Source organism: Kribbella kalugense (genome assembly GCF_004365875.1).
Classification (GTDB): Bacteria; Actinomycetota; Actinomycetes; order Propionibacteriales; family Kribbellaceae; genus Kribbella; species Kribbella kalugense.
Map to the genome: position 1 here is coordinate 2643955 of NZ_SODF01000002.1, position 26329 is coordinate 2670283.

The 26329-nt window shown below is 67.8% G+C and carries 27 protein-coding genes; 14 read left to right on the forward strand and 13 right to left on the reverse strand.

Annotated features, from left to right (window positions below; all coding sequences use genetic code 11):
• Window positions 1-140: 140 nt before the first annotated feature.
• Window positions 141-494 (forward strand): hypothetical protein, encoded by a 354-nt coding sequence (locus EV650_RS30545; protein WP_134122411.1) that lies wholly within the window; start codon window positions 141-143, stop codon window positions 492-494.
• Window positions 495-497: 3 nt separating this feature from the next.
• Here EV650_RS30545 and EV650_RS30550 read toward each other — a convergent pair whose 3' ends face one another.
• From EV650_RS30550 to EV650_RS30585, 8 genes are all read right to left on the reverse strand, one after another.
• Entirely contained in the window at window positions 498-1298 is an 801-nt protein-coding gene (locus EV650_RS30550; protein ID WP_134122412.1) for an RNA polymerase sigma factor SigF, read from the reverse strand.
• Window positions 1295-1687: an ATP-binding protein gene (locus EV650_RS40760; protein WP_134122413.1), complete on the reverse strand. Its 393-nt coding sequence runs from the start codon at window positions 1685-1687 to the stop codon at window positions 1295-1297. Before EV650_RS40760 ends, EV650_RS30550 begins: the two co-directional genes overlap by 4 nt.
• Before the next feature lie 209 nt (window positions 1688-1896).
• Window positions 1897-2673, reverse strand: coding sequence for an amino acid ABC transporter ATP-binding protein (locus EV650_RS30560; protein WP_134122414.1), 777 nt, complete (start codon window positions 2671-2673; stop codon window positions 1897-1899).
• Entirely contained in the window at window positions 2673-3635 is a 963-nt protein-coding gene (locus tag EV650_RS30565; protein WP_134122415.1) for an amino acid ABC transporter permease, read from the reverse strand. Before EV650_RS30565 ends, EV650_RS30560 begins: the two co-directional genes overlap by 1 nt.
• Window positions 3636-3644: 9 nt before the next feature.
• On the reverse strand, window positions 3645-4547 hold the full coding sequence (locus EV650_RS30570) for an ABC transporter substrate-binding protein (protein ID WP_134122416.1): 903 nt from the start codon (window positions 4545-4547) through the stop codon (window positions 3645-3647).
• Window positions 4548-4713: 166 nt separating this feature from the next.
• Window positions 4714-5466 (reverse strand): amino acid ABC transporter ATP-binding protein, encoded by a 753-nt coding sequence (locus EV650_RS30575; RefSeq protein ID WP_134122417.1) that lies wholly within the window; start codon window positions 5464-5466, stop codon window positions 4714-4716.
• The gene (locus tag EV650_RS30580; RefSeq protein ID WP_134122418.1) at window positions 5466-6290 is read right to left on the reverse strand and encodes an amino acid ABC transporter permease; all 825 of its coding nucleotides are present in this window, start codon (window positions 6288-6290) and stop codon (window positions 5466-5468) included. The genes EV650_RS30575 and EV650_RS30580 overlap by 1 nt, the downstream gene beginning before the upstream one ends.
• On the reverse strand, window positions 6287-7135 hold the full coding sequence (locus EV650_RS30585) for an ABC transporter substrate-binding protein (protein ID WP_134122419.1): 849 nt from the start codon (window positions 7133-7135) through the stop codon (window positions 6287-6289). The genes EV650_RS30580 and EV650_RS30585 overlap by 4 nt, the downstream gene beginning before the upstream one ends.
• A 247-nt stretch (window positions 7136-7382) precedes the next feature.
• On the opposite strand from EV650_RS30585, the gene EV650_RS30590 reads away from it, so the two are divergent.
• The 9 genes from EV650_RS30590 (at window position 7383) to EV650_RS30630 (ending at window position 16364) form a co-directional block, all read left to right on the forward strand.
• Complete coding sequence (locus EV650_RS30590; protein ID WP_134122420.1) at window positions 7383-8609, forward strand: NAD(P)-dependent malic enzyme; 1227 nt, start codon at window positions 7383-7385, stop codon at window positions 8607-8609.
• 326 nt (window positions 8610-8935) lie between these two features.
• On the forward strand, window positions 8936-10090 hold the full coding sequence (locus tag EV650_RS30595) for an extracellular solute-binding protein (RefSeq protein ID WP_134122421.1): 1155 nt from the start codon (window positions 8936-8938) through the stop codon (window positions 10088-10090).
• Complete coding sequence (locus EV650_RS30600) at window positions 10087-11031, forward strand: ABC transporter permease (protein ID WP_202874988.1); 945 nt, start codon at window positions 10087-10089, stop codon at window positions 11029-11031. The genes EV650_RS30595 and EV650_RS30600 overlap by 4 nt, the downstream gene beginning before the upstream one ends.
• On the forward strand, window positions 11031-11840 hold the full coding sequence (locus EV650_RS30605) for an ABC transporter permease (protein ID WP_134122767.1): 810 nt from the start codon (window positions 11031-11033) through the stop codon (window positions 11838-11840). The genes EV650_RS30600 and EV650_RS30605 overlap by 1 nt, the downstream gene beginning before the upstream one ends.
• 7 nt (window positions 11841-11847) lie before the next feature.
• The gene (locus EV650_RS30610; RefSeq protein ID WP_134122422.1) at window positions 11848-12873 is read left to right on the forward strand and encodes an ABC transporter ATP-binding protein; all 1026 of its coding nucleotides are present in this window, start codon (window positions 11848-11850) and stop codon (window positions 12871-12873) included.
• The gene (locus tag EV650_RS30615) at window positions 12870-14423 is read left to right on the forward strand and encodes an inositol monophosphatase family protein (RefSeq protein ID WP_166678319.1); all 1554 of its coding nucleotides are present in this window, start codon (window positions 12870-12872) and stop codon (window positions 14421-14423) included. The genes EV650_RS30610 and EV650_RS30615 overlap by 4 nt, the downstream gene beginning before the upstream one ends.
• A gap of 64 nt (window positions 14424-14487) precedes the next feature.
• Window positions 14488-15456: a zinc-binding dehydrogenase gene (locus EV650_RS30620; protein WP_134122424.1), complete on the forward strand. Its 969-nt coding sequence runs from the start codon at window positions 14488-14490 to the stop codon at window positions 15454-15456.
• On the forward strand, window positions 15457-15960 hold the full coding sequence (locus EV650_RS30625; RefSeq protein ID WP_134122425.1) for a GNAT family N-acetyltransferase: 504 nt from the start codon (window positions 15457-15459) through the stop codon (window positions 15958-15960).
• Window positions 15961-16058: 98 nt separating this feature from the next.
• Window positions 16059-16364 (forward strand): WhiB family transcriptional regulator, encoded by a 306-nt coding sequence (locus EV650_RS30630; RefSeq protein ID WP_134122426.1) that lies wholly within the window; start codon window positions 16059-16061, stop codon window positions 16362-16364.
• A 7-nt stretch (window positions 16365-16371) separates the two neighbouring features.
• On the opposite strand, the gene EV650_RS30635 is transcribed toward EV650_RS30630, so the two are convergent.
• The gene (locus EV650_RS30635) at window positions 16372-17601 is read right to left on the reverse strand and encodes a calcium:cation antiporter family protein (RefSeq protein ID WP_134122427.1); all 1230 of its coding nucleotides are present in this window, start codon (window positions 17599-17601) and stop codon (window positions 16372-16374) included.
• A 115-nt stretch (window positions 17602-17716) separates the two neighbouring features.
• On the opposite strand from EV650_RS30635, the gene EV650_RS30640 reads away from it, so the two are divergent.
• Entirely contained in the window at window positions 17717-18070 is a 354-nt protein-coding gene (locus EV650_RS30640) for an ArsR/SmtB family transcription factor (RefSeq protein WP_134122428.1), read from the forward strand.
• On the opposite strand, the gene EV650_RS30645 is transcribed toward EV650_RS30640, so the two are convergent.
• The 4 genes from EV650_RS30645 to EV650_RS30655 form a co-directional block, all read right to left on the reverse strand.
• Entirely contained in the window at window positions 18067-18789 is a 723-nt protein-coding gene (locus EV650_RS30645) for an AAA family ATPase (protein ID WP_134122429.1), read from the reverse strand. The two genes, EV650_RS30640 and EV650_RS30645, sit on opposite strands and share 4 nt — an antisense overlap.
• Window positions 18790-18801: 12 nt before the next feature.
• Window positions 18802-18978: a DUF6104 family protein gene (locus EV650_RS40500; RefSeq protein WP_166678320.1), complete on the reverse strand. Its 177-nt coding sequence runs from the start codon at window positions 18976-18978 to the stop codon at window positions 18802-18804.
• A gap of 1 nt (window position 18979) precedes the next feature.
• Window positions 18980-22765, reverse strand: coding sequence for a multifunctional oxoglutarate decarboxylase/oxoglutarate dehydrogenase thiamine pyrophosphate-binding subunit/dihydrolipoyllysine-residue succinyltransferase subunit (locus EV650_RS30650; protein ID WP_202874992.1), 3786 nt, complete (start codon window positions 22763-22765; stop codon window positions 18980-18982).
• 425 nt (window positions 22766-23190) lie between these two features.
• The gene (locus tag EV650_RS30655) at window positions 23191-23598 is read right to left on the reverse strand and encodes a DUF3052 family protein (protein ID WP_134122431.1); all 408 of its coding nucleotides are present in this window, start codon (window positions 23596-23598) and stop codon (window positions 23191-23193) included.
• A gap of 40 nt (window positions 23599-23638) precedes the next feature.
• Here EV650_RS30655 and EV650_RS30660 point away from each other — a divergent pair, with 40 nt between their 5' ends.
• The 3 genes from EV650_RS30660 to EV650_RS30670 all read left to right on the forward strand — a co-directional run bounded on the left by EV650_RS30660 (window position 23639) and on the right by EV650_RS30670 (window position 26247).
• On the forward strand, window positions 23639-24310 hold the full coding sequence (locus EV650_RS30660; RefSeq protein WP_134122432.1) for a FadR/GntR family transcriptional regulator: 672 nt from the start codon (window positions 23639-23641) through the stop codon (window positions 24308-24310).
• The gene (locus tag EV650_RS30665) at window positions 24307-24516 is read left to right on the forward strand and encodes a DUF6343 family protein (protein ID WP_134122433.1); all 210 of its coding nucleotides are present in this window, start codon (window positions 24307-24309) and stop codon (window positions 24514-24516) included. Before EV650_RS30660 ends, EV650_RS30665 begins: the two co-directional genes overlap by 4 nt.
• Before the next feature lie 150 nt (window positions 24517-24666).
• Complete coding sequence (locus EV650_RS30670; RefSeq protein ID WP_134122434.1) at window positions 24667-26247, forward strand: ABC-F family ATP-binding cassette domain-containing protein; 1581 nt, start codon at window positions 24667-24669, stop codon at window positions 26245-26247.
• The last annotated feature ends 82 nt before the right edge of the window (window positions 26248-26329 follow it).

Consider the following 26329-nt stretch of genomic DNA (forward strand, 5'->3'; position numbering starts at 1 on the left):
TTTGGTTACGCACAACCCTCAAATCCCTGTAGGGCCTGGGGTCCGCAACGCTCCCGAGAGCATGGCCGCACTAAGCTGACGAAGTGCCGACCGACTCCCCAGCTGCCGCCGTCCCGAGACCGCTCAAGTTAGCTGCGGCAGTGGTCGGTTTGGAAGGCCTTGCGCTGATCGTTCTTGGAATTGGCGAAGCCTTGACGATCCATGGCGATCGATTGGTGCTCGGCCTGACCACAGCCGGCTTCTTCCTCGTGTACGGCGTGGCTCTGGGCTTCGTCGCCCGTGGGCTGTGGAGGGCAGTGCGCTGGAGCCGTGGGCCGACGGTGTTCACCCAGCTGATCCAGCTCCTGGTGGCGTACAGCTTCTGGGGCGGATCGACCAAGGGCGTCACCGTCGCGCTGGCCGTCGCCGCCCTCGCAGTGCTGATCTGCGTGTTCCAGAAGGCCTCGACCGAAGCCCTGGCCGGCGGCGAGACCAGCGATCACCCCGTGTTGTAGGACCTATTCCTTCAGCAAGCCGGTGCGGAGCTCGGTCAGTGTCCTGGCCAGCAGCCGGGAGACATGCATCTGCGAGATGCCGATCTCCTCGGCGATCTGGGACTGCGTCATACCGCGGAAAAACCGCAGTGTGAGGATTCGCTTCTCCCGGGTGTCCAGCTGTGCCAGCAGCGGTTTCAGCGATTCTCGGTACTCGACGCTCTCCAGCGCCTCGTCCTCGCCGCCGAGCCCGTCCAGGACCGTGGTCGCGTCGGTCTCGTTCTGATCGGGAGCGTCCAAGGACAAGGTGTTGTAAGCGTTTGCGGACTCCAGTCCCTCGATCACCAGATCCGGTGAGAGCCCGAGCCGATCCGACAACTCGGCCACCGTCGGCGCCCGGCCGAGCTCCTGGGTCAGCTCCGCGGTCGCCGCGGTCAGCGACAACCGCAGCTCCTGCAGCCGCCGCGGCACCCGGATCGCCCAGCCCTTGTCCCGGAAGTACCGCTTGATCTCACCGAGGATCGTCGGCGTCGCGTACGTCGAGAACTCCACCCCGCGGTCGGAGTCGAACCGGTCGATTGCCTTGATCAGCCCGATCGTGGCCACCTGGACCAGGTCGTCGTACGGCTCGCCGCGGTTGCGGAACCGGCGGGCCAGGTGCTCCACCAGCGGCATGTGCAGCCGGACCAGACCATCGCGGGCCGCCGTGTGCGCAGGGTCGTTCGCCCCAGGCGCCGCGGCCATCCGCTGGAAGAAATCGGCCGTCCGGGTACGCAGATCTGTGGATTCCTGGGCCGCCTCGCCCAGGTTGTGGTCGTCTGTCACGCGGTCTCCGTGGCGGTGGCGGAGGCCGTCACGGTGATGGTCAACCGGCCGTCGATCGTCTCGGCGGCGGCCGACTCGACCAGTGCGGTCAGCACTGTCCAGCCGAACGAGTCGGTGTCCGGCATCCAGCCGGTCGGCACGAGCGCGCTCGTCCGCGCGGTCAGCTGCGGCGGGTCGATCTCGAAGACGCACTCCAGTACGCCGTCGGCCGCCTCCGGCAGCAGCAGCGCACACGCTTCGTCGATAGCGATCCGCAGGTCGTCGATCGCGTCGAGGGTGAAGTCGTTGCGAGCAGCGAGGTTGCCGACCACGGACCGCGGTACGGCGATGTAGGCACTGTCCGCCGGGATACTCAAGCGGACCTGGGCGGCTCCTCTGGTGCTGCTCACATTCTCTCCCTTGTATATCGGTCCACTACGCCGTACATCTTCCACTCTCACGAGCCTGGATGCACGACCAAGGGGTGCATCGGATGGTCATGGGGCCTCCCGGCCTGGACTGAGGAGCGCAGGGAGCGAAGCGACCGGAGTGACGAGGGAAGGCCGGGAGCCAAGGCCCCATGACCCTGCCGGCGCCGGAGGCCCGGCCAAAAGCACGGTCAGGGATGTTCGTGTTCGGAGCGCAATCGGGTCAGGAACGCCTGCGTCCGGGAGTGCTGCGGGTTGCCGATCACGTCCTTCGGCGAGCCGGCCTCGACCACCACTCCGGCGTCCATGAACACGACCGTGTCCGCGACCTCGCGGGCGAACGACATCTCGTGCGTGACCACGATCATCGTCATCCCTTCGAGTGCGAGCTCCCGCATCACCGCGAGGACCTCGCCGACCAGCTCCGGGTCGAGCGCCGAGGTCGGCTCGTCGAACAGCATCAGCTTCGGCTGCATCGCCAGCGCCCGCGCGATCGCCACCCGCTGCTGCTGACCGCCGGACAGCTGCGCCGGGTAGGCGTGGCAGCGATCCGCGAGCCCGACCCGGTCGAGCAGCTTCATCGCCCGTTCCCGCGCGGTCTTCTTCGTCTCGCCCTTGACCTGGGTGGGCGCCTCGACGATGTTCTCCAGCGCGGTCTTGTGCGGGAACAGGTTGAACCGCTGGAAGACCATTCCGATCTCGCGCCGCTGGGCCGCGATCTCCTTGTTCTTCAGCCGGTACAGCTTCCCGTTGCGGTCGGCGTACCCCATCAGCTCGTCGTCGACCCAGATCCGGCCGCCGTCGATCGTCTCGAGCTGGTTGATGCAGCGCAGGAAGGTGGTCTTGCCCGAACCCGACGGGCCGAGCAGACACACCACCTGACCGCGGTCGACGTCGAGGTCGATGCCCTTCAGCACTTCGTTGTTGTGAAAGGACTTCGTCACGTTGACGGCATGTACGAGCGGCATCACGCACCTCCTGCCCCGGCCGGCCGAGCGGCCCGCGGCGCGTTGGTCCCGAAGCCGCGACCGAAGTGCCGCTCGAGGAAGTACTGGCCGATCATCAGCACACTCGTCGCGGCCAGGTAGTACAGCGTCGCGGCCACGGCGATCGGGAACGTCTTGTAGTACGTGCTTCCGATCGACTGCAGCTGGTAGAACAGCTCGCCGATCACCGGAACCGCCAGCAGCAGCGAGGTGTCCTTCAGCATCGCGATCGTCTCGTTGCCGGTCGGCGGCACGATCACCCGCATCGCCTGCGGCAGCACCACCCGGCGCATCACCTTGCCGCTGCTCATCCCGAGCGCCTCCGCGGCCTCGGCCTGGCCCTTGTCCACGCTCATGATCCCGGCCCTGGCGATCTCGGCCATGTACGCCGCTTCCGACAGCCCGAGCCCGATCACGCCGGCGGCCAGGCCGGTGAAGACCTGGTTGGCATCCAGGTTGAGGAACCGCCAGTCACCCGACAGCCCGAGCCAGTCGATCAGCTTCCAGTCGAACGGCACCCCGAACGAGATGCCTTGCGGGAACAGCACGCCCAGCGTGCCCATCGTGAACAGCAGCAGGTACCGCGGGACGCTCCGGAAGAACCAGGTGAACGCCCACGACACCCCGGCCAGGATCGGGTTGTCGGACAGCCGCATCACGGCCAGCAGCACGCCGCCCGCGACGCCGACGATCATCGACAGCACGGTGACCAGCAATGTGCCCTTGATGAAGCCGTTGATCACCGGCTGCTGGTTCATCGCCTGGAAGACGAACCTCCAGTCGAAGGCCTTGTTGGTGACCAGCAGGTGCACCAGCATCGCGACCAGGACCGCGATCACCACGATCGCAACCCAGCGGCCCGGATGCCGGACCGGCACGGCGTCGATCGCGCCCGGCCGCTCGGCATCCGGCTGGGCCGGGCGGGTTTCGGTGTCGGTAGCCATGGCGGACGCTTACGGGTTGACGGCGAAGTCGGTGATCGCGCCCGAGTCGTTGTTCCACTTCTGCAGCGTGCTCTTGTAGGTGCCGTCGGTGTTCAGCGACTTCAGCGCCTCGGTGATCGCCTGCGCGAACGCGGTCTCCGCCTTCGGGACCACATAGCCGTATGGCGCCGCGTCGTAGATCTGACCGACCTGCTCGAGCTGGCCGTTGGTCTGCTTGATCGCGTAAAGCACGACGGGGGAGTCGGCGAGCATCGCGTCGGCCTTGCCGCCGACCAGGTCGGCGGTCGCCTGGTCCTGCTTGTCCCGGACCACCAGCTTGATCTCCGGCTTGCCGTCGGTCTTGCACTTGGCCTGCCGCTTCGGCATGTCGTCCTCGAGCTGCGTCGTACCCTTCTGCACCGCGACGGTCTTGCCGCACGCGTCGTCGGGGTTGATGCCCTTCGGGTTGCCCTTCGCGGTCGCCCACAGGGTGCCGGCGTTGAAGTAGCTGACCATGTTGACCTGCTGCTTGCGCTTGTCGTTGATCGTGAACGACGAAATGCCCATGTCGTACTTGCCGCCCTGGACACCGGTGATGATGGTGTCGAACCCGGCCGGCTGCCAGTCCACCGTGACGCCGAACTTCTGCGCCACCGCGTTGAACAGGTCGACGTCCATGCCGACGACGGTCTTGCCGCCCTGCAGGAACTCGTTCGGCGGGTAGCTGGCGTCGACGCCGACGACGATCTTCTTGGCGGCCTTGATCTTCGGCGGCAGCGAGCCGCTCAGATCCGGCCCGCCGCTGGAAGGTGCGCTGGAGGGGGCGCTCGACGGCGAGGTGGACGAGCCACCTTCGAGGGAGTTCGAACCGCAGCCGGCGGCGGCCAGAACCAGAACGCCGGACAGCGCCAGCGTCCTACGCAGGACAGACATCTAGGTCCTCCAAAGCAGGGCACCGGTCGGCTCCGGCGCCATCTGTCCGCATCTTGACACAACGACCTGCACCCGATGCACGGACCATCCCGGAATGGAGACCTATTCGTAGTCTGACGGCGGCGACGCTGCGGCCCGTCGATCACCCGGGCACGCAGCGTGACCGTCAGTTCGGTTCGACGTGAGTCGGGTCGAGGACGCGGCGGAGGAACGTGCGGGTGCGCTCTTCCTTCGGATTGCCGATGACCTCGGACGGCGGGCCTTGTTCGACGATGACGCCGCCGTCCATGAACACCACCCGGTCGGCCACCTCGCGGGCGAAGGCCATCTCGTGCGTGACGACGAGCATCGTCATACCGTCCAGGGCCAGCTTGCGCATCACCGTGAGTACGTCGCCGACCAGCTCCGGGTCGAGCGCCGAAGTTGGCTCGTCGAACAGCATCAGCGCCGGGTCCATCGACAGCGCCCGGGCGATCGCGACCCGTTGCTGCTGGCCGCCGGACAGCTGCATGGGATAGGCGGTCACCTTGTCGTTCAGGCCGACGCGATCCAGGTTGGCTCGGGCGACCTTCTCCGCTTCGGCCTTGCTGCGCTTCAGTACGGTCGTCTGCGCGATCGTGCAGTTGGCCAGCACCGACAGATGCGGGAACAGGTTGAACTGCTGGAACACCATCCCGATCTGCTGCCGGGCGGCATCCAGATGACAGTCCCGGTCGGTGATGTCCTCGCCACGAACGAAGACCTGGCCCTCCTGCGGTACTTCGAGCAGGTTGGCGCACCGCAGCAGGGTCGACTTGCCCGAGCCGGACGGCCCGATGATGCAGACAACCTCGCCCTGCTCGACGGTGAAGTCGATACCGCGCAGGACGTGGTTGCTGCCGAACGACTTGTGCAGGTTCTTGATCTCGACCAGTGCCATCAGTGCGCCCTCGCTGCCTTGGCTTCCAGCCAGCGGACCAGTAGGCCGAGCGGCAGGGTGATGATCAGGTAGCAGAAACCGGCCGTGACCAGCGGGGTCAGGTTCGACTCGGTGTTGGCCAGGTCGCGGCCGAATCCGGTCAGCTCGTACGCCGCTGCCGACGTACCGATGATGAAGACCAGGGACGAGTCCTTCACCAGTAGGATCAGGTCGTTGGCCAGCGGCGGCAGCACGATCCGGAACGCCTGTGGCAGCACGATCTTGCGGGTCGCGACACCGGCCGGCATGCCGAGTGATCGGGCCGCCTCGATCTGTCCCTTCGGCACCGCTTGGATGCCGGCCCGGATCACCTCGGCCATGTACGCCGCCGCGACGATCCCGAGCGCCAGCCAGACGGTGCCGTAGGGATCGAGCGGGATGACCAGATCGGCGAACGCCAACGGCAGCAGGCTGAACGCCACGAACACGACGATCGCCGGCAGCCCCCGGAAGAACTCGATGTAGGCCGTCGCCAGCCAGCGGTACGGCGCCACTCGGCTGAGCCGCATCAGCGCGAGCAACGTCCCGCCGAGCAGCCCGATGACAAAGGCCCCGGCCGTGTACTCGAGCGTCTTCAGGAACGCCCCGGGAAGCCCGGTGGTGAACGCCGACTTCACGAACTCGGGCTTGAAGAAGACGCTGGCGATCTGGCCCCAGTTCGCCGTGAATGCCGCCACCACGACGATGATGATCAGGACGGCGTACTGGATGCCGCGCGAGCGCTGGGCCCGTTGCCGCGGACTGAGCCCGCGGCGCTTCTCGACTACCGTGTCGGAGACCGTCACTTCTTCGGCTCCACCCCGAACCACTTCTTGAACAGCTGGTTGTACGTGCCGTCAGACTTGGCCTTCGTCAGCAGCCCGTTGAACATGGTCAGCAGCTTGGTGCCGCTCGGGTCGTCCTTCTTGGCCGCGAAGCCGTACTGCTCACCGGTGTTGAACTCCGCCGTCACCTCGGTGTCCGGGTTCGACGTGACGAAGTTGTACAGCGCGCCGTTGTCGTTGATCGCCGCGTCGACGCGGCCGGACTTGACGTTGTTGGTCTGCAGAGCGAGGTCGTTGAAGACGACGACCTCGAAGCCGATCTTCTTCGACGCCGCGGTCGCGTAGTCCTTGCCGGTGGTGTCGGCCTGTACGCCGACCTTCTTGCCCTTCAGGTCCTCGAGCGACTTGTACGGCGCACCCTTCTTCACCAGCAGCACCTGGGTCGCGTCCATGTACGGGTCGCTGATCCCGATCGCGGCCTTGCGGGAGTCGGTGATCGTCATCGCGCCCATGCCCATGTCGCACTTCTTCGCCTGGTAAGCGGCGCCGGAGGTGACCTGGGCCCACTCGATGCTGATCACTTCCTGCTCCACGCCGAGGTCCTTGGCGAGCAGGTCGAGCAGGTCGACGTCGAAGCCGACCACCTTGGTGCCCTCCTTGTACTCGAAGGGCTTGTACGACAGGTGCGTGCAGACCGTCAGCTTGCCGGGCTTCACCAGCGTGATGCCGGCCGCTTTCGCCTTGTCCTCGCCTCCTCCGCTGCTGCCGGAGCCGTTGCCGCAGGCCGACAACCCGAGGGCGATCACCGCCACGGAGGCGACGGCGACGGTGAGGCGGCTCTTGCGGAGGGTGGAGACGATGTTCATCGCTGGTACTCCTCGACACTGGTTGTGGTACGCCGGCTGCGGACAGCGCCCGTGCCGGGGTCCCCGCATCCTGACACAGCAACGAGCTACCTGTCGGCTGTCAACTCCCGACGAGACTCGATCGTCACCGTGGGCAGTCACTTGTGGTCACCCTCACAGAGCAGACCAGTTGGCCTGTGGTTTACTCGTACGACGGGCGATCCCCTGCTTTCCGAACACTTCCTCCCGAGTTTCCGAAAGGCCACTGATGGTCGCCCAGCCATTCGCACAGCCATTTTCCGTTGAGGTCTCCGATGCCTATGCCGGTGACCCAGTCTTCGAGTTGCACCGCGGCGGCAAGATCGAGGTGACGTCCTCGATCCACGTCAAGGACGCCGACGATCTGTCCAAGGCGTACACCCCCGGCGTCGCCCGGGTCTGCACCGCGATCGCCGAGGACCCCTCGCTGGTACGCCGCTACACCTGGAAGTCCAACGTGGTCGCGGTCGTCACCGACGGCACCGCCGTACTCGGACTCGGTGACATCGGCCCGGCCGCGTCGCTGCCGGTGATGGAGGGCAAGGCCCTGCTGTTCAAGGAGTTCGGCGGCGTCGACTCGGTGCCGATCGCGCTGGACTGCACCGACGTGGACGAGTTCGTCGAGACGGTCGCGCGGATGGCGCCGTCGTTCGGCGGGATCAACCTCGAGGACATCTCCGCGCCGCGCTGCTTCGAGATCGAGCGCCGGCTGAAGGAGCGGCTGGACATCCCGGTCTTCCACGACGACCAGCACGGTACGGCGGTCGTCGTACTCGCGGCGCTCCGCAACGCGCTCCGAGTCACAGGGCTGCATGGGATTTCTAGGCCGATCGAAGACATCCGCGTGGTGATCTCCGGAGCCGGTGCGGCTGGAGTCGCGTGTGCCCGGATCCTTTTGCAGGCAGGGGTCGGCGATCTCGCGGTCGTCGACAGCAAGGGTGTGTTGCACGAGGATCGCGCCGATCTGAACCCGGTGAAGCTGTCGCTGGCCCGGGACACCAACACCGGCGGGTACTCCGGCCGTCTGGTCGACGCGCTCGAGGGTGCGGACCTGTTCCTCGGTGTCTCCGGCGGGACGGTGCCCGAAGAGGCGGTCGCGCGGATGGCCGACAATGCGATGATCTTCGCGCTGGCCAACCCGAATCCCGAAGTACATCCGGACATCGCGCATCGGCACGCTGCCGTGGTCGCCACCGGCCGCTCGGACTTCCCGAACCAGATCAACAACGTGCTCGCGTTCCCCGGCATCTTCCGCGGCGCCTTCGACGCGAACGCGTCGCGCATCACCGAGCGAATGAAGTTGGCTGCCGCCGACGCCCTGGCCGGCCTGATCGCTGCGGACGATCTGCGTCCCGACTACATCATCCCGTCTCCGTTCGACGAGCGCGTCGCTCCGGCCGTCGCCACCGCGGTGGCCGCTGCCGCCGCGACCGACGGCGTCGCCCGCCCGGCCTGATCGGGCTGCCAGACAACCCCAGTGAGGCATCTCACTGGGGTTGTCTGGCTGCGCCGACAGCGCCAATATGTTGCTCCAAGCAACCGTCTCGTCGTGCTCGGCGACGAACGGCCGGACCGGCCGCCCGGGTTCGCCAAGAGTTCCGGATGAGTACGCCCGCCGTCCCCGCGAACGTCGAAACCGAGCCTCCTGGTTGCTTTCCGGCGGAGATCAAGCGCTTCACGGAAAGCTATTGACTTAACATTTCGCCCCGGCGACCATTGGCGTGGTTTCGCCCGCCGCGGAGTGGGCGGCCTTCGCAACGTACTCATCGTTGGAGGCTTTCCATGAAGCTCAGGACCGCATTCGGGGCGATGGCGGCGGTCACGGCCGCAGCCCTCGCTCTGAGTGGATGCGCGCAGAGCAGCACCGCCGCGAAGGGCGGAGGTGCGGGCGATGTGAAGACGGTCAGGGTCTTCATCAGTGGTGACACGAACATCCAGAAGCTCTGGGCGAACTCGCTCGGCCCGGCCTTCGAGAAGGCCAACCCCGGCTACAAGGTGCAGGTCACGCTCGACCTGCACGGTGAGCACGACGCCCAGACGATGGCGAAACTGGCGGCGTCGGTCGCGCAGAAGAAGGATCCCGGCTTCGACGTGGTCGACGGCGGTTTCGTGCCGAAGGCATCGACCGCGAACCTCCTGGACCCGGTCGACTCCTCGAAGATCTCCGCCCTGGCCGACATCCCGGCCGACGTGGTCAAGGCCGGCGGCACCGGCGGGATCCCGTACCGCGGGTCGTCCGTACTGCTCGCCTACGACACCAAGACCGTTCCCGCCCCGCCGAAGACGCTGGACGACCTGCTCGCGTGGATCAAGGCGCACCCGGGGAAGTTCACCTACAACTCGCCCAAGTCGGGCGGTTCCGGTGGATCGTTCGTGGCCACAGTGCTCGACAAGTACGTCCCGGCCGACGCCCGGCAGAAGATGACGGTCGGCTACGACAAGGGTCTCGAGTCGAACTGGAACCAGGGCTTCGCGACGCTGCACGGACTCAACCCGTACGTGTACCAGAAGGGCGTCTACCCCAACGGCAACCAGCAGGTGCTGGATCTGCTCGCGAACGGGCAGATCTCGATGGCTCCGGTCTGGTCGGACATGTTCACCACGGCCGTCGCGAACGGCGCGATCCCCTCGACGATCAAGTCCACCCAGATCTCCGACCCGTCCTTCACCGGTGGCGCGGCGTACCTCGGCATCCCGGCCAACAGCCCGAGCAAGGACGCGGCCGTCAAGCTCGTCAACTTCGTCGAGCAGCCTGAGCAGCAGGCGATGATTGTCAAGGACATCTCGGGCTACCCGGCGATCTCCATCGACAAGCTGCCGCAGGAGCTGCAGGCCAAGTTCGCGAACGCCGACACGAACAACCTGCGCAAGGGCTACTTCGACTCGATGTCCAAGGACCTGAACCAGCTCTGGGACCAGAAGGTCCCCGGCAAGTGACGGCCGAGCTCGAAGCCGGTCCCGCTGTCGTGGTCCGGCCCGCCACCGCTGCGGCGGCGGGCCGGACCCGGGGCCTGCTGATGGCGCTGCCGCCGATGGTGCTGATCGCGTTCTTCATCGGCTTCCCGGTCGTCCTCGCCTTCGGCTTCAGCCTCGGGTTCACCGGCGGTCTCAACCGCACGATCGCGCTGATCGGCCAGAACGTCCACACGGCGCACGGCATCGTCCCGACGTTGTCGGCGTACGCCGAGATGTTCACGAACGCACGCTTTCTCGGTGACCTGGTCGTCACCGTCGTCGTCACGGTCGTGAGCACCACCATCGTCATTGCGCTCGCGGTCGGCATCGGGCTGTACCTGAAGTTCTCGGGCGGGCTGATCGGCAAGGTGCTGTCCGCGCTCGCGGTGGTGCCGCTGTTCATCCCGGTGGTGATCGCCTCCTGGGCCATCCTCGGCTTCTACTCCGCGAACGGTTTCCTGCGCAGCGTCGCGGCGCAGTTCGGGGTGGACTTCCCGATCTGGTCGTACACGCTGGTGACCGTCGTCATCGGCTCGGTGTGGACGTCGCTGCCGTTCGCGACGCTGCTGGTCAGCTCGGGGCTGCAGGCCGTCCCGCAGGCGATGATCGACGCCGCGCGCGACGCCGGTGCGTCGTTCTGGCGGGTCGTCGCGAGCGTCGTGGTCCCGATGGCCGGCGTGCCGATCATCATCGCGACGACGTTCACCGCGATCGGGATCCTCGGCTCGTTCACCGTGCCCTACTTCACCGGCCCGAACTCGCCGAACATGCTCGGCGTCGACATGTCGAACTACTTCTCCGCGTTCAACCAGCCGCAGCAGGCCGTGGTGATCGCCTTCATCGTGTTCGCGATCGCGTCCGGGATCGCCGCGGTGTACGTGTGGGCGAACTTCCGCTCGGCCAAGGAAAGCGGGGCCGTGTGATGCCCCGCGTGCTGTCCCGCGGCGTCGTCGTCCTGCTCGCCGCCGTACTGGCGCTGTTCATCATCGGACCGTTGGCCTGGCTGGCCGTACGGGCGTTCGCGGCGAGCTGGACCTACCCGGACCTGCTCCCGGATGCCTGGACGTTGCGGTGGTGGAGTGTCGTCTTCAGCGACCGGGCCCTCGGGGTCGCCGTACAGAACTCGCTGTTCTTCGCCCCGATCACCGTGCTCGTCTCCGCGGCGATCTGCCTGCCGGCCGCCTACGCGTTCGCGCGCTTCGAGTTCCCGGGGCGGCGGTTCTTCCTGATCGGGGTGTTCGCGGCCAACTCGTTCCCGAAGATGGGCCTGTTCGTCTCGCTCGCCGCACTGTTCTACGCGCTCAACCTGATGAACACGATCCTCGGGATTCTCGTCGTCCATGTGCTCGGCACGGTCGTGTTCATGACCTGGATCCCGGCCGCGGCGTTCGCCGCCGTACCGCGCAGTCTGGAGGAGGCCGCCCGGGACGCGGGTGCGTCCAAGCTGCGGACCTTCTTCAGCGTGACTCTGCCGATCGCCCTGCCGGGAATCCTGGTGGCCGCGATCATGAGCTTCCTGTCCTCCTTCGACGAGGCCCAGGGCACGTACCTGGTCGGCGCACCGGACTACATGACGATGCCGACCCAGATGTACAGCCTCGTGCTCAACTACCCGACCCAGGTCGCGGCGGTCTTCTCGATCCTGCTCGCCATCCCTTCCGTGGCGCTGCTGCTGGCCGCGCACAAGCACATCGTCGGCGGCCACCTCGCCGAGGGCTTCCAGATCAAGTAGAGGTGCAATGACCACATCAGTTTCCGGAGGTCTCGCCATCGAGGGCCTGCACAAGGTACTCGGCGGCCGGAGCATCATCCACAGCCTCGACATGGCGGTCCGCCCGGGGGAGCTGGTCTCGCTGCTCGGCCCGTCCGGCTGCGGCAAGACCACGACGCTGCGGATGATCGCCGGCTTCCTGACCCCGGACGCCGGCTCGATCAAGGTCGGCGGCCGCGAGGTCGTGAACCTCGGCCCCGAGCACCGACCGAGCGCGATGGTCTTCCAGAACTACGCCCTCTGGCCGCACATGACGGTGGCGAAGAACGTCGGCTTCCCGCTGAAGCTGCGCAAGCGGCCGAAGGCGGAGATCGCCGAACGCGTCGACGCCGCCCTCACGCTGGTGAACCTGATGCACCACAAGGACTCGCGCCCGGCCCGGATCTCCGGCGGCGAGCAGCAGCGCACGGCCCTCGCCCGGGCGCTCGTCCAGGAGCCGGAGCTGCTGCTGCTCGACGAGCCGCTCAGCAACCTCGACGCGAAGTTGCGGGTGAAGGTCCGCGAGGACATCCGCGAGATCCAGCAGCGGCTCGGGATCACCACCGTCATTGTCACGCACGACCAGGAGGAGGCGATGTCGGTCTCGGACCGGATCGCGGTGATGAACAACGGCCGGATCGAGCAGTTCAGCACGCCCGCCGACCTCTACAGCACTCCGGCGACCGAGTTCGTCGCGACCTTCATCGGGAGTCTCAACCGGCTCGAGGGCAGGATCGAGGACGGCCGGGTCGTGCCGGGTGCCGGCGTGGTCGGGATCCGGCCGGAGGACGTCGTCTTCGGGCCGGAGGCGCATCCTCGCGGGCTTGCCGCGACCGTCGAACGGGTCGTTCCGCGCGGTCATTTCGCCGAGCTCCACCTGCGCCGCGAGGACGCCGAACTGCGTTCCTACGTGACCGGCGTCCCGCCCGCCGTCGGCACCAGTGGCTGCGCCCGGATCGAGAAATGGCTCGAGTTCGAGGACGGTCAGCTCGTCGGCCAGGGAACGCCGGCATGAGTACGGCGCCGGCCACGCGGCGCGAGGCACCCCGGGCGACCGCACACCGCGGCGACGTCGAACGGCATCGGGAGAACACGATCCCGGCCGTGCGCTCGGCCGTCGAAGCGGGCGCCGACTTCATCGAGGTCGACGTGCGCGTGACTCGGGACGGTCACGTCGTACTCCTGCACGATGCGACGCTCGAGCGCCTCTGGGGCGACGATCGGCCGGTCTCCGAGCTCGACTGGGCCGAGGTCGCGGCACTCGGTGACTCGCAGCATCGCGTCCCGCTCCTCACCGACGCCCTGCCCGTCGTGGCCGGGACGTCGTCGACCCTCCTGATCGACCTCGGTACGCCGCAGATCGCCGAGTCCGCGGTCCGGGTGGTGCTCGGCTCCGGGGCATCCGTCGCCTGGTGCGGCGACTTCGAGGCCATGACAGTCGTCCGGGCGCTCGACCCGGAGGCGAGTATCTGGATGCCGTGGGATCGCCGCGACGTACCGTCCGCGGAGTTCCTCGCGCGGCTGCGGCCGGATGTCATCAACTCGGAGTACCTCGTCCTCAGCGACGAGATCGTCGATGCCGTCCATCGTGCCGGGCTTCGCGTTGCCTGCTGGACGGTCGACGACGAGGACGCCATGCGCTGGTCCCTTGCCCGCGGTGTGGACGTGGTCACGACCAACCGGCTCAGCCTGTTCCGGACGGTCGTCGCGGAGGGACCGGCGTCCTGGGAACAAGCACCCCGACCTGTCAGGCTCACCGGTGACGAGCTGGTGGAGGCCATCGCTGTCGCTCGTGAACTCGCGGACTGGGCCAACGACTTCACCCGGAACGCGGACCTCGGCGACGTCCGGACGAAGGCGAACGCCGCGGACCACGTGACAGCGGTCGACCTCGCCGTCGAACGGCATGTGCGAGAGGTCATCGCCGAACGGCTCCCCGGTCACCTCGTGGTCGGCGAGGAGCTGGGCGGCGCTGCCCGTCCCGGTGTTCCCTGCTGGTACGTCGATCCTGTCGACGGGACCGCGAACCTGGCCAACGGCGTCCCGTGGACGGCGTTCTCACTCGCCCTGGCGATCGACCGCGAGCCGTTCGTCGCTGTGGTCGGCGATGTCTGGCGCGGGCAGGTGTTCGCCGCGGTTGCGGGCAGGGGCGCCGAACTGGACGGGCAGCCGCTCGACCTGCGCACCTCGATCGGCAGTACGGACGTCGGCCTGGCGGGGAAGATCGTGAGCACCGAACTGCTGAACCACTCGCCGTGGCCCGGCATGGACCTCTTCCTCGACGGGCTCCGTGACCAGTTCTGCACTCTTCGGGTGATGGGGTCCGGAACCCTCACCCTCGCCGGGCCTGCGGCCGGGCGCGGCGTCGGGGCCGTGATCGAACGCTTCAGCCCGATTGACCACCTGGCCGCCGCGCTCGTCGTCCGGGAAGCCGGCGGCATCCTCCTCGACGACAACGGCGACGAGACCGTCTGGCCCGAGTCCGGCGGCATCCTGGCGGCCCGGCCGGAGCACGCCCCGGAGCTCTACAAGCTCTGGACGGTAGCCCGCCGGACGGGCGTCTAAGAGGGCGTCTGGGAACTCTGCGCCTACTGCGCAGAGTTCCCAGACGCCCTCTAAGGTGGTCTGCATGCTTGCTGCCTACGCCGCCAAGTTCGACGCCGACAACCCGATCGCCGCGCTGGAGGTGGGGGAGCGACCGGAGCCAGAGGTCCCCGAGGGCTGGGTGACCATCGATGTGAAGGCGACCGCGCTCAATCATCACGATCTGTGGTCGTTGAAGGGTGTCGGGCTGGCGGAGCAGAGTCTGCCGATGATCCTCGGCTGTGACGCGGCCGGCGTGGACCCGGACGGGAACGAGGTCGTCGTCCACGCGGTGATCTCGGACCCGGCGTGGAAGGGTGACGAGACGCTCGACCCGAAGCGGTCGCTGCTGAGCGAGCGGTATCAGGGCACGCTGGCCCAGAAGGTCGCCGTACCGGCGCGGAACGTCGTACCGAAGCCGGCTGGGATGAGTTTCGAGCAGGCTGCGTGCCTACCGACGGCCTGGTTGACGGCGTACCGGATGTTGTTCACGCAGTCCGGGCTGAAGCCGGGTGACACCGTGCTCGTCCAGGGTGCCGGCGGTGGGGTCGCGACCGCGCTGATCACGCTGGCCCGGGCCGCGGGGATCCGGGTGTGGGCGACCAGCCGGGACGAGGGGAAGCGGGCCAAGGCGCTCGAGATCGGTGCGCATGACGCGTTCGAGTCCGGCGCGCGGATGCCGGAGCGGGTCGACGCGGTGATGGAGACGGTCGGGCAGGCGACTTGGTCGCACTCGCTGAAGTCGTTGAAGCAGGGCGGGACGCTGGTGATCTCCGGCGCGACCAGCGGGCAGGCGCCGAAGTCGGCCGAGCTGAACCGGATCTTCTTCCTGCAACTGCGGGTGCAGGGCTCGACGATGGGTACGCGGACCGAGCTCGCCGAGCTGGTCCAGTTCATGACGAACGCCGGGATCAAGCCGCACATCGATTCGATCCTCCCGCTCGCCGACGCCCGCGACGGGTTCGCCAAGATGAATACCGGCGACGTGTTCGGCAAGATCGTCTTTACTGTCTGAGTGCAACCCGAGATCCGGCCAGTCACGCTCGAGGACGCCGAGGCCGCGGCCTGGTGCCATCTGCTCTGCTGGCGGGAGGCGTACGCCGGACTCGTGCCGGCCGATCAACTCCTGGAGCGGACGTCGAACATCGAGCGCCGGATCGAGCGCTGGACGACTCCGCTCGGTGACGGCCGGAAGCGGTGGATCGCGCTGAACCCGGACGCGTCCGCACCGGTCGAGGACCGGGTGGCCGGGTTCGTCGGTATCGGTCCGGGGCGGGACGATGACGCTCCGGTGCCGTTCGAACTGGAGGCGATCTACACCCGGCAGGCGTTCTGGCGGACCGGGCTCGGCGGCCGCCTGCTGGATGTTGCCGTCGGCAAGCAGGCCGCCTTCCTCTGGGTCTTCGAGGGGAACGAGCGGGCACTGGGTTTCTACGGCCGGCACGGGTTCGAGCCGGACGGTGTGAGTAAGCACGATCCGTACTTCGACCTGCAGGAGATCCGGCTGGTCCGGACCTGACGTTTCACGGCTGAAACATTGGCGTCGCACCGGGGCAACGCGATGGGTCCAGTCTGTTCCTACCGATCCGCCCGATCGATGAGGAGCAGGGAGCGCCCATGAGGCCTACTTTGACGGTGATCGTTGACCCGGCCGACCGCTGGATGACGAAGGCCGCGTGTGTTGGACAGGCACCGTCGTACGACGAGACGGCCAGCCAGTGGGAGCAGCGGAAGGCACAGGCGCTCTGCCTGACCTCGTGCCCGGTGATCGAGGAGTGCCGCGAGTGGGCCCGCCGGACGAAGTTCACCGGCACCGCCGCCGGCGAGAAGTTCCTCTACGGACGCCGCCGCGGCCGCCCGGGCCCGCAGGAGCGCCGCAACCGGCCGCCGCTCGAGGTCATCACCGAGCAGCAGGCCAGCTGACGCCCGCTCAGACGTTGAGAAGCTCGTCGACGCGGTCGGCGGGCTTTTCCGTACGACGGAACGGTGAGGTCAGCGTCGCCAGCACCTGGTGCCGGTTGTGGATCGCCGCCGCGATCGCCAGCACCAGATAGATCGCACTGATCACATAGCGCCCGGTCTGACCCGGCACGGCGAACTGGACCGCGAAGAGACCCAGCAGCGTCCAGGCCGCCCACCGCGGGAACCGCAGGTTGAGCAGGATCGCGATCCCGAGCAGCGTCTGCGTGGCGGTGAGAAGGAACTCCTCGACCTGCCGCCCGTCCAGATGCAGCGCGGGCCCGCCGCCACCGATGCCGTAGGCGATCGGCAGGCTCCCGATCAACAGCGTCCACTGGTTGACCTTGGCCGAGATCAGCAGGCCGAGTGCAGCCGCACCCTTACCGCGCCAGGCGAACAGCAGCGCCACGATGAACTCAGGCGCCTCCGAAGCCAGCGGCGCCAGCCACTGGACCAGCAGGAACTGGTCGATCCCCAGCGCCCGCCCACCCTGGACGAGCGAGTCCGCGAACGGCTCCGCAGCCGCGAGGATCACGCCGGCCGAGACCAGGAACATCGCGGTCACGGTGATCCGCCGCTGCAGGCGAGGAAGCCCGCCGATCGACGCCGCCGGGCCGATCAGGTCCGGCTCCTCGTCGTGCTCGGACATCGCTGCCCGGTACAAGTAGTAGGCGAAGAAGGCGAGCAGCAGGATCCCCAGGACCAGGTGGATCTCGCCGGTGACCGGGATCACGAACGCGACCAGACCGGCGACCGCGAGGAAGCCCAGCTCCCGGCGATAACCGGACTCGAGCACCAGCGCCTTGACGGACTGTCCGCTGCGCCGCGAGGCGACGTACAGGCTGATCAGGACGACGCTCGACCAGCCGAGGCCGAGGAGCAGCCGGTTCGAGCCGGTCATGTTGGCTGCGGCGTACTGCACGTAGTCCGGGTTCGAGCCGGCGGTGTGGGCGAAGTACAAGTCCACCGCGTACTCCGGCAGTACGGCGATGACTGCCAGCAGGGCGATCGCCAGACCGCCCGAGATGTCCATCTCCGCCGCCTCGGCCGCCCAGGCCAGCACGAACGATGCGGCGACCACGGCGAGGCCGAAGATCGCGATCGACGCGGCCGCGGGGGGATGACTGCCGCTGAGTCGGAGGACGACCGCGGGGACCGCCACCAGGAGCAGCAGGAGCACTGGGCGAAGGGCTCGGAACATGGTTCCAAGCCTGCCACCGTTTTGATACTTTCGCAATTGCGAAAGTGTGAGACCGTCCACACCCCGGCCCGGCGGACTGCCCGGAGACCGCTCCAGCGGCGACAATGACTGCGCGATGACCAACCGAGAACCGACGAAGGCGCAGCTCGATTCCGCCGCGGGCACCTTCGCCATGCTCTCCGCGCCCGTCCGGCTGCACCTCGTGTCGCTGGCCGCGCAGGGGGAGTACGACGTCGGCACCCTGGCGGAGCGGGTCGGCGTGAGTATCGCCACCGCCAGCCAGCACCTCGGCAAGCTCCGGCTGGCCGGGATCATCACCGCGCGCCGCGAGGGCCGCCGGCACATCTACACCGTCGACGACCCGCACGTGCTCAACATGGTCGACCAGATCTTCGAGCACATCGCGCCCGACGGCACGCTGGCCCCCGACCCGCCACTTCGCACCCGGCCGCCGCACACGGCGGACTAGAGGACGTGCCGCAGGTACCGTTCCGGCGCCTGCAGGTACGCCTTCCAGTTCTGCACGAGCTCCAGCTCATCCCACGTCGTACGCCGGATGCCCCAGTCACCGACCTCGAGGATGGTCGCGCCGGGCAGCGCCGCGATGACCGGGGAGTGGGTCGCGCAGAGCACCTGTGAGCCGGACTCGGCGAGACGGTTGAGTACGCCGACCACGGCCAGGCTGCTGGAGAACGAGAGCGCGGACTCGGGCTCGTCGAGGCAGTAGAAGCCGTGCCGGGTGAAGCGGTCGCTGATCAGGTTGAGGAAGCTCTCGCCGTGGCTCATCTCGTGGAACACCGGGTCCTCGCGGAAGCTGCTCGGATTCTGTTCCAGGTAGGTGTAGAAGCCGTGCATGGTCTCGGCGCGGAGGAAGTACCCGGCGCGCTTGGCGCCGACGCCGCGAGTCAGCTGCAGGTCGTCGGCGAGCGACGACTCGGTCGCCCGGGTGGTGAGGCGGGCGCCGGTGGAACCGCCTTCCGGCGAGAGGCCGAAGGCGACGGCGATCGCCTCGACCAGCGTCGACTTGCCGGCGCCGTTCTCGCCGACGAGGAACGTCACGCCGGGGTCGAGGTCCAGCCCGTCGGTCAGCAGCTGGCGGACGGCCGGGATGGAGTACGGCCAGCGCCCCGACGTACGAACGCCCTCCGCCGCGGCAACCCGTCGTACGGGCTGCGAGGCGAAGGGCATTCGCTCAGGTTACTAGTCGTCCTCGTCGTCCAACCGGGCCAGCCAGGTGGCGTAGCGCTCGATCGGGGTCTCGAACTCGGGGTTCAGGTCGACGAACTCGCGCAGCCGCTCGGCCACCCAGGCCAGCGTGACATCCTCCTCGCCACGCCGCTTCTCGAGCTCCTCGATCCCGCGGTCGGTGAAGTACACGTCAGCTGAACGCCTGCTTCAGCAGCGTCGCCTGCTCGGCGCCGTGCACACCGTGCGAGCCGACCGCCGGGGCGGACATAGCCGGCCGGGACACCCGGTAGAACGGCTTGCCGCCCAGGTACTCGGTCAGGTTCAGCGCCATGAACGGCCACGGACCCTGGTTCGCCGGCTCGTCCTGGACCCAGCGGATCTCGGTCGCGTTCGGGTACTTCGCCAGCTCGGCGACTACCTCGTCCGCGGCCAGCGGGTACAGCTGCTCGACCCGGAGGATCGCGGTGCTGATCTTGTCCGGCTCGACCTTCTTGCGCTCCGCCAGCAGGTCGTACACGATCCGGCCGGAGGTCAGGATGACCCGCTCGACGTCGGCCGGGTTCGCCTCGGCCTCGACGTCGTTGATCACCGGGCGGAAGGTGCCGTGGGTCAGCTCGTCCGGCACCGACACCGCCTCCTTGCGCCGGAGCAGCTGCTTCGGCGTGAAGACGACCATCGGAGTGTGCTCCTCGCCGAGCGTGTGCCGGCGCAGCAGGTGGAAGTACGACGCCGGCGTCGACGGCTGGGCCACCGTCATCGCGTCCTCCGCGCAGAGCGCCAGGAACCGCTCGATCCGGGCCGAGGTGTGGTCCGGGCCCTGACCCTCGTAACCGTGCGGCAGCAGCAGCACGACACCGGACTTCTGTCCCCACTTCGCCTCACCGGACGAGATGTACTCGTCGATGACCGACTGGGCGCCGTTGACGAAGTCGCCGAACTGCGCCTCCCACAGGGTCAGCGCCTCCGGCCGGGCCACGGAGTACCCGTACTCGAAGCCGAGCGCGGCGTACTCGCTGAGCAGCGAGTCGTAGACGTAGAAGTTCGCCTGGTTCTCCTCGTCCAGGTGCTGCAGCGGGACGTAGTCCTGCCCGTTGACCCGGTCGATGACGGCGGCGAACCGCTGGACGAACGTGCCGCGGCGGCTGTCCTGACCGGCCAGCCGGACCGGGCGCCCGTCGAGCAGCAGCGAACCGAACGCGGTGATCTCCGCGCTGGCCCAGTCGATCGGGCCCTCGGTGATCGCGTGCGCCCGGCGCGCCAGCTGCGGCTGCACCTTCGGGTGCACGGTGAAGCCGGCCGGCAGCGTGGTGTGCGCGTCGGCGATCTTCTTCAGCACCTCCGGCGTGATCGCGGTCGCGTCCGGGCCGTCCGGCTTGTCCGGGTAGACCGGGGCGGTGACGTACGGCGGCGGCGTGTCCGGCTGGTTCTTCGCCTCGCGGACCTCGGCGAAGACCCGCTCGAGCCGGTGCTGGAAGTCCTGCATCGCCTGCTCGGCCTCGTCGATCGTGATGTCGCCACGACCGATCAGGGCCTCGGTGTAGAGCTTGCGGACCGACCGCTTCTGCTCGATCAGGTCGTACATCAGTGGCTGGGTGAAGCTCGGGTCGTCGCCCTCGTTGTGGCCGCGGCGGCGGTAGCAGACCAGGTCGATGACGACGTCCTTGTTGAACGCCTGCCGGTACTCGAAGGCCAGGTCCGCGACCCGGATGCAGGCCTCGGGGTCGTCGCCGTTCACGTGGAAGATCGGCGCCTGCACCATCCGGGCGACGTCGGTGGAGTACATCGACGAGCGGGACGAGGCCGGCGAGGTGGTGAAGCCGACCTGGTTGTTCACGATCACGTGGATCGTGCCACCGGTGCGGTAGCCGCGCAGCTGGGACAGGTTCAGCGTCTCCGCCACCACGCCCTGGCCGGCGAAGGCCGCGTCACCGTGCACCAGCACCGGCAGCACCGGGAACGCGGGCCCGCGGTCCAGGATGTCCTGCTTGGCCCGGACGATGCCCTCGAGCACCGGGTCGACGGTCTCCAGGTGGGACGGGTTCGCCGCCACCGACACCTTGATCTTGTCGCCGAACTCGGAGACGAACTCGCCCTCGGCGCCCAGGTGGTACTTGACGTCACCGGAGCCCTGCACGGTCCGCGGGTCGATGTTGCCCTCGAACTCGCGGAAGATCTGGCCGTACGACTTGCCGACGATGTTGGCCAGCACGTTCAGCCGGCCGCGGTGCGCCATCCCGATCGCGACCTCGTCCAGGCCGGCCCCGGCCGCCTCCTCGCAGAGCTCGTCGAGCAGCGGGATGGTGGTCTCCGCGCCTTCCAGAGAGAACCGGCGCTGACCGACGTACTTGGTCTGCAGGAAGGTCTCGAACGCCTCGGCCTCGTTCAGCTTGGCCAGGATCCGTAGCTGCTCCTCGCGCGGCGGCTTGGTGTGCGGCCGCTCGACCCGCTCCTGCAGCCACTTGCGCTGCTCGGGGTCCTGGATGTGCATGTACTCGATCCCGGTGGTCCGGCAGTACGAGTCGCGCAAAATGCCGAGGATCTCGCGCAGCTTCATGAACCGCCGGTCGCTGCCGCCGAACGAGCCGGTGGCGAACTCGCGGTCCAGGTCCCACAGCGTCAGGCCGTGGGTGGCGACGTCCAGGTCGGGGTGGCTGCGCTGCTTGTACTCCAGCGGGTCGGTGTCGGCCATGATGTGGCCGCGGACCCGGTAGGCGTGGATCATCTCGAGGATGCGCGCCTGCTTGGAGACGTCCTCCTCGTGGCTGTGCGGGAGGTCCGCGGCCCAGCGGATCGGCTCGTACGGGATCCGCAGCGACCGGAAGATCTCGTCGTAGAAGCCCTCCTGGCCGAGCAGCAGCTGGTGGATCCGGCGCAGGAACTCACCCGACTGGGCGCCCTGGATGATCCGGTGGTCGTACGTCGAGGTCAGCGTCATCACCTTGCTGACCGCGAGCTTGGCCATCGTCTCCTCGGCCGCGCCCTGGTACTCCGTCGGGTACTCCATCGCGCCGACGCCGATGATGCAGCCCTGGCCGGCCATCAGCCGCGGCACCGAGTGCTGGGTGCCGATGGTGCCGGGGTTGGTCAGGCTGATCGTGGTGCCCTGGAAGTCCGGCAGCGCCAGCTTGTTGTCCCGGGCCCGGCGGACGATGTCCTCGTAGGCCATCCAGAAGTCGGCGAACGTCATCGACTCGCCGCCCTTGATCGACGGCACCAGCAGCTGCCGGGTGCCGTCCGGCTTCTGCATGTCGATCGCGAGGCCGAGGTTGATGTGCGCCGGCTGGACCAGCGTGGGCTTGCCGTCGGTCTCGTCGTACGACGCGTTCATCTCGGGCAGCGTCTTCAGCGCCTTCACCAGCGCCCAGCCGATCAGGTGGGTGAAGGAGATCTTGCCGCCGCGGGCGCGCTTGAGGTGGTTGTTGATGACGATGCGGTTGTCGATCAGCAGCTTGACCGGGACCTGCCGGACGCTGGTCGCGGTCGGGACCTGGAGGCTGGTCTCCATGTTCTGCGCCGTCCGGGCCGGGGCCCCGCGCAGGATCTTCCGCTCGGCCTCGCCGGTCGGGGCTGCAGTTGTGGCTGCAGGGGTGGCTGCGGGCTGGGCGGCCTTGGGCTGGTTCACCGGTGCTGCCTTCTCGGGCTCGGGGACTGCGGCCTTTGCGGGGGCCTGTGCGGGGGCCGGCGTGGCGGGCGTCTGGGCGGGCGTCTGGGCACCGCGGCTCGGGGCCTCGGGAGTCTTGTTGTCGGACACCGCGTCGGGCCGGGGAGCGTCGGCCGGGGGAGTCGTCACCGGCTTCGCGTCACCATCCTGCTTGCCATCTGGAGTGCCGTCGGGGTTGTACGTCTTGAAGAAGTCGAGCCACGCCGGATCCACCGAATTCGGGTCCTGCTGGTACTTCTCGTACAGCTCGTCGACCAGCCATTCGTTCGCACCGAAGGCTGCTAGGGGATTGGTGTCTGATGGCTCGGTGGCCACTTGGCAGTTCGCCTCTTCCGATTTCGGGTCCGGTAGCACTGGTAATTCTGATGTTATGGGTGGTGTCCCAAGCAAAGGCTAATAGCACGGGGACCACTTCCACAGCCCGGGACCACCGCACCAGTGTGTCGAGTGGTCCGGCCCCGGCGAGTCGATCCATCGACGCCTGAAACACTGCTGATAAAGGTGTTTCAGGCCACACAGCCTCTTCTCGCCACGAGCCGGCACGGAGAGCGACGGCGGCTGCTCCCGGACCCCTTGCAGATGTGGCTTTCCGGCCACTGTCCTGACGCCGTCCGGACGGTCCGCTGAGCGTGCCGGCCCACTGTATGCAGTTGTCCACTCGCCGCCGGTGACGATCACGAGTGCGCAAAAGTGTGGCCAACGTCACGCTATAAATCAGTCCACCTGGGCATGATTGGCCTTCATCGGTTCGCGAGCCGCCGGACGAGCTTGAGTCCGGACCAGGTCGCGTCGATCGCACAGACCTTCACGTCGACCACGCCGAGCGGAAGGGCCAGCTCGCGGATCCCGTTCTCGTCCAGGTCGGTCGGCACCCCGGACGCCCGCTTCGGCCAGGCGACCCAGATCATCCCGGCCGTCACGGTCTTCTCGAGCACCACCGGTAGCCGCCGCACGAGCCGGTCTCGATCCGGGCAGAACAGCAGCACGACGTCGTACGGCGTGCGCGTGCTCCGCCGCACCACCGTCGTACCCACCGGCAGCCCCTCGATCACGAACCCAGCCGGCGCGTTGTCCATCAGGACGCGATGCTCCGCCTTGATCCCGAGCTTCCCCGCCAACGGCTTGCCGGAATAGCCCGGTGTGGTCATGAAACCGATGTTAGGCGCAGCTGAGCGGCATACTGGCGGGATGGCGTTGACGGACGAGGCGATCGTCAAGATCAAGGGGATGATCACGTCGGGGGAGCTGGGGCCGGGGGATCGGTTGCCGAAGGAGGCGGATCTCGCCGCCCGGCTGGGCCTGTCGCGGAACTCGCTGCGTGAGGCGGTCAAGGCGCTCACGCTCGTCAACGTGCTGGACGTGAAGCACGGCGACGGGACGTACGTGACCAGTCTCGACTCGGCGCACCTGCTGGACGCGCTCAACTTCATGGTCGACCTGCACCGGGACGACTCGGTCCTGCAGTTCTTCGAGGTACGGCGGTTGCTCGAGCCCGGCGTGGCTGCGCTGGCGGCGACCCGGATCAGCGCGGAGCAGCTAACCGGCCTGCGGCTGCTTTGTAGCGACCTGACACCCGAGGCCGGCGTCGAAGAGTTGGTCGCGAACGACCTGCAGTTCCACCGCGGGATCGCGGAGGCGACCGGGAACCAGGTGGTCTGCTCGCTGCTCGACGGCATCTCCGGCGCGACCCAGCGGGCCCGGATCTGGCGCGGCGTCACGCAGGCCGGCGCGGTCGGGCGCACCCTCGCGGAGCACGCCGCGATCCTGGACGCCATCGAGATCGGCGACGCCGAGGCCGCCCGCGCCTGGATGACCGCTCACATCGCCGGCGTCGAAACCTGGCTGCGCAAGGCACCATGACCGGCCAGCAGCCTCCACCCCGCAGCGCGCTGACGCTCAGGATCGTGCTGTCGGCGTTCGGGGTGGTGCTGTTCGCGGCGGCCACGGCGCTGTCCGTGGTCTACGACCTTCCGGCCGGGTGGGTGATCACCTTCGGAGCGTTCGTGGTGGTCGCACTGGTGGACCTGGTGGTTGTTGCCTGGCGCAAGCGTTCGGAAAATGGTTGATGAACCCAACCGCGATCCGTAAGCTTGGAACGTCCCACTCCCGACGGCAGGGGTTCGAGTTGTCGAACTGAGGTCTTTCTCCGCAACCGATTGATCGCCACCGTTCTGGTGTGCGGTCTCGTTTCGAGACCTCATCTGGAGTCGACACTCATGAGTTTTTCCCTGTCCTGTACCGATCTGTACTTCGCCTGGCCCGATGGCGAGGTGTTGTTCGACGGCCTGACCTTGGTCGCCGGACCGGTTCGCTCCGGCTTGGTCGGCCGCAACGGCACCGGTAAGTCGACGCTACTCAAGCTGATCGCCGGCCGGCTCACCCCGCAGCGCGGGGCGATCCGGGTCAACGGCGAGCTCGGGTACCTGCCGCAGGACCTGACCCTCGACACCACACTGCGGGTCGACCAGGCGCTTGGCATCGAAGCCGTCCGCCGGGCGATCACCGCGATCGAGTCCGGCGACGCCTCCGAGGAGAACTTCGCGATCGTCGGCGACGAGTGGGATGTCGACGAACGGGCCGAGGCGCTGCTCGGCAAGCTGGGTCTGGGTGCGATCGACCTCGATCGCAACGTCGGCGCGCTGTCCGGCGGCGAGACGATCCTGCTCGGTCTGGCGGCCGAGCTGCTACGGCGTCCCGACGTACTGCTGCTCGACGAGCCGACGAACAACCTCGACCTGCGGGCCAGGCGGCATCTGTACGACGCCGTCGACCAGTTCCGCGGTGCGTTGCTGATCGTCAGTCACGACCGGGAGCTGCTCGAACGGGTCGACCAGATCGGCGACCTGCGCAAGGGCGACGTCACCTGGTACGGCGGCAACCTCAGCGCCTATGAGGAGGCCGTCGCGGTCGAGCAGGAGGCGGCCGAGCGGATGCTGCGCGCGGCGGAGGCCGACGTCCGGAAACAGAAGCGCGACCTGATCGACGCGCGGATGAAGATGGACCAGCGCCGCGCTCGCGGGCAGCGCGCCTTCGAGCAGGGTGGGATCCCGAAGATCGTCGCCGGCAACCTGAAACGTGGTGCGCAGGTGTCGGCGGGCAAGCACCTCGGGATGCAGTCCGAGCGACTCGACTCCGCGCAGGAGGCGCTGGCGGATGCCGAGGACAAGGTCCACGACGACGATGCGATCCGGGTCGACCTGCCGAAGACCGCCGTACCTTCGGGTCGGGTGGTACTGCGGCTCGAGGACCACGTACTGCGGACCGGGGCGCACGTCGACCTGGAGATCCGGGGGCCGGAGCGGATCGCGTTGACCGGGCCGAACGGCGCCGGGAAGACGACGTTGCTGCAGTCGGTCGTGGCGGGGGAGTTGCCGGTGGTGCCGTTCCGGTACCTGCCTCAGCGGCTCGACCTCTTGCGCGAGGACCTGTCGATCGTCGACAACCTGGCGTTGCTGGCGCCGAGTACGGAGAACCAGGAGCGGCGGTCGCGACTGGCGCGGTTCCTGTTCCGCGGGCGGTCGGCCGATCAGTTGGTCAGCACGCTCTCCGGTGGTGAGCGCTTCCGGGCCACGCTCGCGGCGCTTCTGCTGGCCGAGCCACCTCCGCAGTTGTTGATGCTCGACGAGCCGACGAACAACCTGGATCTGGCCAGCGTGGCTCAGCTCAAGGACGCGTTGGCGTCGTACAACGGCGCGTTGGTCATCGCGAGTCACGACCTCCCGTTCCTGCGGGAGATCGGCATCACGCGGTGGCTGGAGCTGACACCGGACACGCTGACAGACATCGATCCGCTGTAGTCCGGTACTCCGTAGGCCCCGTCATCATCGAGCCGTTCTTTTGGTTCTTGTGGTGGCGGGGCTCTTCCATGTCTTGATTTCT

Bases quoted from the DNA above. Each gene is read 5' to 3' on its own strand.
- EV650_RS30560 (WP_134122414.1), bottom strand. From the start codon at position 2,673: ATGCCGCTCGTACATGCCGTCAACGTGACGAAGTCCTTTCACAACAAC.
- EV650_RS30565 (WP_134122415.1), bottom strand. From the start codon at position 3,635: ATGGCTACCGACACCGAAACCCGCCCGGCCCAGCCGGATGCCGAGCGG.
- EV650_RS30570 (WP_134122416.1), bottom strand. From the start codon at position 4,547: ATGTCTGTCCTGCGTAGGACGCTGGCGCTGTCCGGCGTTCTGGTTCTG.
- EV650_RS30575 (WP_134122417.1), bottom strand. From the start codon at position 5,466: ATGGCACTGGTCGAGATCAAGAACCTGCACAAGTCGTTCGGCAGCAAC.
- EV650_RS30585 (WP_134122419.1), bottom strand. From the start codon at position 7,135: ATGAACATCGTCTCCACCCTCCGCAAGAGCCGCCTCACCGTCGCCGTC.
- EV650_RS30590 (WP_134122420.1), top strand. From the start codon at position 7,383: ATGGTCGCCCAGCCATTCGCACAGCCATTTTCCGTTGAGGTCTCCGAT.
- EV650_RS30595 (WP_134122421.1), top strand. From the start codon at position 8,936: ATGAAGCTCAGGACCGCATTCGGGGCGATGGCGGCGGTCACGGCCGCA.
- EV650_RS30605 (WP_134122767.1), top strand. From the start codon at position 11,031: ATGCCCCGCGTGCTGTCCCGCGGCGTCGTCGTCCTGCTCGCCGCCGTA.
- EV650_RS30610 (WP_134122422.1), top strand. From the start codon at position 11,848: ATGACCACATCAGTTTCCGGAGGTCTCGCCATCGAGGGCCTGCACAAG.
- EV650_RS30615 (WP_166678319.1), top strand. From the start codon at position 12,870: ATGAGTACGGCGCCGGCCACGCGGCGCGAGGCACCCCGGGCGACCGCA.
- EV650_RS30620 (WP_134122424.1), top strand. From the start codon at position 14,488: ATGCTTGCTGCCTACGCCGCCAAGTTCGACGCCGACAACCCGATCGCC.
- EV650_RS30630 (WP_134122426.1), top strand. From the start codon at position 16,059: ATGAGGCCTACTTTGACGGTGATCGTTGACCCGGCCGACCGCTGGATG.
- EV650_RS30635 (WP_134122427.1), bottom strand. From the start codon at position 17,601: ATGTTCCGAGCCCTTCGCCCAGTGCTCCTGCTGCTCCTGGTGGCGGTC.
- EV650_RS30640 (WP_134122428.1), top strand. From the start codon at position 17,717: ATGACCAACCGAGAACCGACGAAGGCGCAGCTCGATTCCGCCGCGGGC.
- EV650_RS30645 (WP_134122429.1), bottom strand. From the start codon at position 18,789: ATGCCCTTCGCCTCGCAGCCCGTACGACGGGTTGCCGCGGCGGAGGGC.
- EV650_RS30655 (WP_134122431.1), bottom strand. From the start codon at position 23,598: ATGACCACACCGGGCTATTCCGGCAAGCCGTTGGCGGGGAAGCTCGGG.
- EV650_RS30660 (WP_134122432.1), top strand. From the start codon at position 23,639: ATGGCGTTGACGGACGAGGCGATCGTCAAGATCAAGGGGATGATCACG.
- EV650_RS30665 (WP_134122433.1), top strand. From the start codon at position 24,307: ATGACCGGCCAGCAGCCTCCACCCCGCAGCGCGCTGACGCTCAGGATC.
- EV650_RS30670 (WP_134122434.1), top strand. From the start codon at position 24,667: ATGAGTTTTTCCCTGTCCTGTACCGATCTGTACTTCGCCTGGCCCGAT.